Below are 4,749 nucleotides of genomic sequence, written 5' to 3'. Positions count from 1 at the left end.
ATCTACAGCGTGACGGACGGCATGTGGAGTGGCGCCACCAAGCAAGCGGGCGTCAATATCGCGACGCGGCTGACCAGGCTGTGCCGCTGACCGCGTCTCCCGCCCGGGATCGGGTCCAGCCGAGATACGGACAGAAGCGCCCATGAGTCGATCACGTTCGTAATCTCGGAAGCGGACTGGAGCCTCTCCTGGGTGGGGGGGCAGAGTGCGGCGGAACGAAAACGTACGCTAAGCCCATTGCATGATCATGCATCGGGGCTGCATATCCACTCCGGAAATCGGGGCAATTCGGACAGTTGGCCACTGTCCGTCGGCACCCCGGTCCCCATTGGGCATTTGTGCAGGTCAGCGCGTCGCACTCCGATTGCTGTACCGGACAGTGCGAACGCGCTGTCCGGTACAGGGCTCGGGGTCGCCTCCGGCCTGCGGTCAGTTCTCCCCCGCCGGAACGCCGTCTGCTTCCTCTCGGATCAGGCGGCCCGTCCCCTCCGGCGTCACCTTCACGCGCCACCCGTCCGGCCAGGAATGAGGCGACGCACCGTGAACTCCGGGGTGAGCATCCGCCGCAACCGCGTGTGCTCCGGCGGGTCGAACCCGATCAGCTGTCCGGCCTGCATCTTGGCCAGCTCGTCGGCGTTCATCTGCCCGGATCCCGGGAACGGCGTCAGGGCACTGCTGAACCGGGCCGGATCCGACAGCACCTGGTGAACGTCCTCGTGGCGGCAGACCAGGTACGCGGGCAGACCGAACGGCGTCTCTACCCGGACCACCCCCTCGCCGTCGCGGGCCCGGGCCAGTGCCTCGACGGGGTTGAACCCGTTCCGCCGCATGTGCAGCGGCAATTTCGGCGTTTGCGTCATCATCTGTCCGTTCATCTGGTGATCGTGTGGGATCGTCAGGCGCGGGACTTGGCCAGCAGGTCGATGATCTCGGCGGTGGTAGCGCTCTCGCCGAGCAGTGGGAAGATCCGTTCGATGCTGTGGCGATGCGCCTGCGCGTTCAGATCGGTCATGGCGTCCGTCACCAGCGTGACGTTGTAGCCGTGTTCGTAGGCGGCGCGGGCGGTGGACTCCACGCCGATGCTGGTGGCGATCCCGGCCAGGACGACCTGTGTGACGCCGCGGCGGCGCAGCTGCAGGTCGAGGTCGGTGCCGTAGAAGGCGCCCCAGGTGCGCTTGGTCACGGTGATGTCGCCGGGGTGGCCGGCCAGGTCATCGACGATGACATCCCAGCCCGCGGGCAGGGGGCCAGGCGGGCGCGGAATCTCGGTACGTCCTGGAGCAGCATCCGATCTGTCCGCACGGGCCGTGACCCGGACCAGGACCACCGGAGCACTGTGGTCGCGAAAGGCGTCAGCCAGTTCGACCGCCCGTGCCACCACCTCAGCGCCGGTGTAAGGGATTGCGGGACGGCCGACGACGGCGTTCTGCAGGTCGATGAGGACGAGTGCGGTTGTTGTGTCGATAGTGGTGACGGGCATGAGTGAGCCCCTTTCCGGGATGCGGTGATGAGTCCAGGCGTCGAACTGAGCCCCCGAACGCCGCTGGCGGGCGAGGTTCGGAGGAAGGCTTGTTCTCGGAGCTCCGGGCCGTGGAGCTCTGAGAACAAGGTGAGGCCGTGGTCATTCGGCCGGCTCAGGATTGGATGTCGAGCCACTCCTGGAAGGTGGGGCCGGCGAGCTTGGCGTGCGGACTGGGCAGGAAGCCGCCCTTGGCGGCGATCTCGGCATCGGGCATGCCGGAGCCGTCGACACCGACGACCTTGATGCCCCGGCGGGCGCCGAGGAGTGCGGCCGCCTCGGCCAGGGTCTCCTTGTGGGGTCCGGCGATCTCGGGGATCGGCGTTCCTGGAGCGGGCTGGGCGGGGTCGAGGGCCAGGTCGACCAGTTCCTCGGCCACGGTGCGGCAGGCCACGAGCTGGCTGGGCAGGGCCGGCATGTAGGCGACGTCGCCCTGCTGCCAGTCCAGGAGCTGACCGACGAACTCGTGGAACTGCGCGGCCCGCAGGATACGGACGGCGAGCGGGCCGGACAGGAGCAGTTCCTCGTGCGCTTTCTTGGCAGCGAGGAAACCGGTGGTGGCGTTGTCGACGCCGATGATGGACGCCACGGTGATCCGGGCGACCCCGGCCTTCTGCCCGTACTCGTGCAGATTGCGGGCCGACGTGCGGAAGAACTCCGTCGCCGCCTCCTGCTCGGAGGCGTGCCACGAGGCGACGTCGATGATGACATCCACCTCGGTGAGCGCCTCGGCCAGGCCCTCACCGGTGATGATGTCCACGCCGGTGGCTCGGGACATCGGCACGACCTGGTACCCCCGTTCAGCCAGGACGTCCACGACGTGGCGCCCCAGCCGCCCGGTCGCTCCTGCCACCGCGACCTTGGTGATGCTCATGCTTTGTTCCCTTTCCTACTCGCTGTAGTTCTGGCCGGGGGGCATGCCGGGGATCGGCTTGGCGATGAGCGCGGCGGGGGTGAAGAAGCCGATGTGGGCGATCGCCATGATGAGCGTCCACATCGCCTTGTCGTCGTAGTGCGCGGACGCCTTGGCGTACAGCTCGTCGGGGACGCGCTCCCCGGACGGGTTATGGGTGAGGACGGCCTCCACCAGCTCCAGCGCGACCCGTTCGGCGTCGGTGAAGCAGGTGGCGTCCCGCCAGGTCGTCACGGCGGTGATGCGCTCCTCCGATTCCCCTGCCTGGCGGAGGTTGCCGGTTTCCCGGATGGTGAAGTACGTGCTGCCGAGCATCTGCCCGGCGCGCAGCTGCAGCAGATGGACCGTGACCAGCGGGATCGAGCCGTTTTTGATGACCTTGTGCAAACCTCCGGCGACTTCTGCCATCTCGGGGACGAACGGGAGGGGGTTGGGCATGCGCGAGCGGAGGTCGCTCGTCGTGGGTGCAGACATGGTGAGGCTTCCCTTCTCAAACTCAACTCGTGGTGTCGCGTGCCGCACGGATCGTTCGCGCGGCGTCCTGACGACCATGAGACGTCGGCTGTCCGCCCCCCGTAACAGCGCCTGACATGTGATGTGGACCACTGATCGCAGGTGTTACAAAACGGTCCGCAGCAGCGTCTCGTGCGTGTGGTAGAGCTAAGTGCGGACAGGCAGGGGCCAGGCATGAGTGAGCGCAGCGGACGAACGACGGGCACACCGGGGCCGCTCGACCGTGCCGACCATGGGGACCCCGCCACCGAGGCGTTCGTCGCCCATCGCAACCTGCTGTTCACCGTCGCCTACGAGATGCTCGGCTCCGCCGCCGACGCCGAAGACGTCCTACAGGAGACATGGCTGCGATGGGCCGGCATCGACCTTGACAGCGTTCGGGAGGAGCGTGCCTACCTGGTGCGGATCGTCACAAGGCAGGCGCTGGACCGGCTGCGTACGCTCGGCCGGCGTAAGGAGTCCTACGTCGGACCGTGGCTGCCCGAGCCGTTGCTGACCGCGCCTGATGTCGCCGAGGACGTGGAGTTGGCGGACAGCGTCTCCATGGCGATGCTGCTGGTGCTGGAGACGCTCCAGCCGATCGAGCGGGCGGTGTTCGTGCTCCGCGAGGTGTTCGATCTGGATTACGACGAGATCGCCGAGGCCGTCGACAAGAGCCCGTCCGCGGTCCGTCAGCTCGCCTATCGGGCACGGGCACACGTCGCCGCGCGCCGGCCACGCGGCACCGGCTCCCCGGCCGAGCACCGAGCCGCCCTCCAAGCTTTCCAACGAGCGGTAGAAACCGGCGAGCTGCAGAGCCTGCTCGACATCCTCGCGCCGGACGTCGTCGCTCTGAGCGACGGCGGCGGTGTTAAGCATGCCCTGCTGCGGCCCATCGTGGGGGCTGACAACGTTGCTCGCCTGCTGGCCATCGGCTGGTGGAAGCGCGGCGCGGAAAGGTCCGTCGAGCTGGTGCAGATCAATGGCGGTCCGGGGCTGCTCGTCCGCGTCAACGGCGAGATCGACGGCGTGGTGGCGGTGCGAGTGGAGAACGGCTACGTCACCGGCGCCTACCACGTGCGCAATCCCGAGAAGCTGTCCCGTATTGACCAGCAGACCGCCGTGAGCCGCTGAGAACCGGTCGGTAGACCTGTCACCCGAGGAATCCTGGACGCGCAGATCTTCGCGCACGGTCGCGGCCGGTGTGGTCGCGGCCATACGTCTGACGTCTCGGGCGTCCTTTGTCCGGGCAGGGGTCCCGGTAGTATCGGCGAGATTTTCAACGGATATGCAGGTCAGAGCTTCCTTAAGACCTTCGGGAACAACTTGGAAGGCGGGCCGCTGACCTGCATATCCGTTGTTTTCTGCGTCGTTACTATTGGGACCCCGCTTAGACCCGTGTAGCCGAATGCTCGAATCGAAAGAAAAGGATCAGTTGCCCGAGGAACGTTCGATCACTGAGTTGGGTGGGGTCTGTCGCTTGGTGGAGTAGTCGACGTCGTCTTCGTCGATGACCTGGTCGGCGGGTGGGGCCGTGACCGTGACCGTGGATCCCCAATCGGTGTAGCGGGTGTCGCTCGCGTAGTCGTCGACCTGGTCAACGACACCTCCACGACGAGCATCTGCATCGCAGCCCCGCCCGCCACGCCGATGCGCGCCTGATCGCCGCCCTCGCCCGACGGCACCACTCCACCGGCCGCGACCGGCCGCCCCCCACGCGGGAGGAGGACGCGGGTGCGCCAGGAGCCATCTCGTTCGCCGTCGACCGCCCGGCCGGCCGGGACAGTGACCTGCGGCCCCCGCCCGCCCCGACCGTCCCCGGCAG

At 67.6% G+C, this 4,749-nt stretch carries 5 protein-coding genes; 1 reads left to right on the top strand and 4 read right to left on the bottom strand.

The features are described from left to right. Positions 1–500: 500 nt before the first annotated feature. From ACWDS7_RS46690 to ACWDS7_RS46675, 4 genes are all read right to left on the bottom strand, one after another. On the bottom strand, positions 501–875 hold the full coding sequence (locus ACWDS7_RS46690; protein ID WP_451934549.1) for a hypothetical protein: 375 nt from the start codon (positions 873–875) through the stop codon (positions 501–503). 20 nt (positions 876–895) lie between these two features. Further along, positions 896–1,480, bottom strand: coding sequence for an isochorismatase family protein (locus ACWDS7_RS46685; RefSeq protein ID WP_451934548.1), 585 nt, complete (start codon positions 1,478–1,480; stop codon positions 896–898). Between the two features lie 154 nt (positions 1,481–1,634). Next, complete coding sequence (locus tag ACWDS7_RS46680; protein ID WP_451934547.1) at positions 1,635–2,393, bottom strand: SDR family oxidoreductase; 759 nt, start codon at positions 2,391–2,393, stop codon at positions 1,635–1,637. Between the two features lie 15 nt (positions 2,394–2,408). Next, the gene (locus ACWDS7_RS46675) at positions 2,409–2,906 is read right to left on the bottom strand and encodes a carboxymuconolactone decarboxylase family protein (RefSeq protein WP_451934546.1); all 498 of its coding nucleotides are present in this window, start codon (positions 2,904–2,906) and stop codon (positions 2,409–2,411) included. A gap of 213 nt (positions 2,907–3,119) precedes the next feature. On the opposite strand from ACWDS7_RS46675, the gene ACWDS7_RS46670 reads away from it, so the two are divergent. Beyond that, positions 3,120–4,058 carry an RNA polymerase sigma-70 factor gene (locus tag ACWDS7_RS46670; protein WP_451934545.1) on the top strand — a complete coding sequence of 313 codons (939 nt, stop codon included), beginning with the start codon at positions 3,120–3,122 and terminating at the stop codon, positions 4,056–4,058. Positions 4,059–4,749: the final 691 nt, after the last annotated feature.

This window comes from Streptosporangium sp. NPDC003464, from assembly GCF_053588315.1.
Note: the sequence above shows the minus strand (reverse complement) of the source record. Positions and strands in the feature narration are given on the sequence as shown.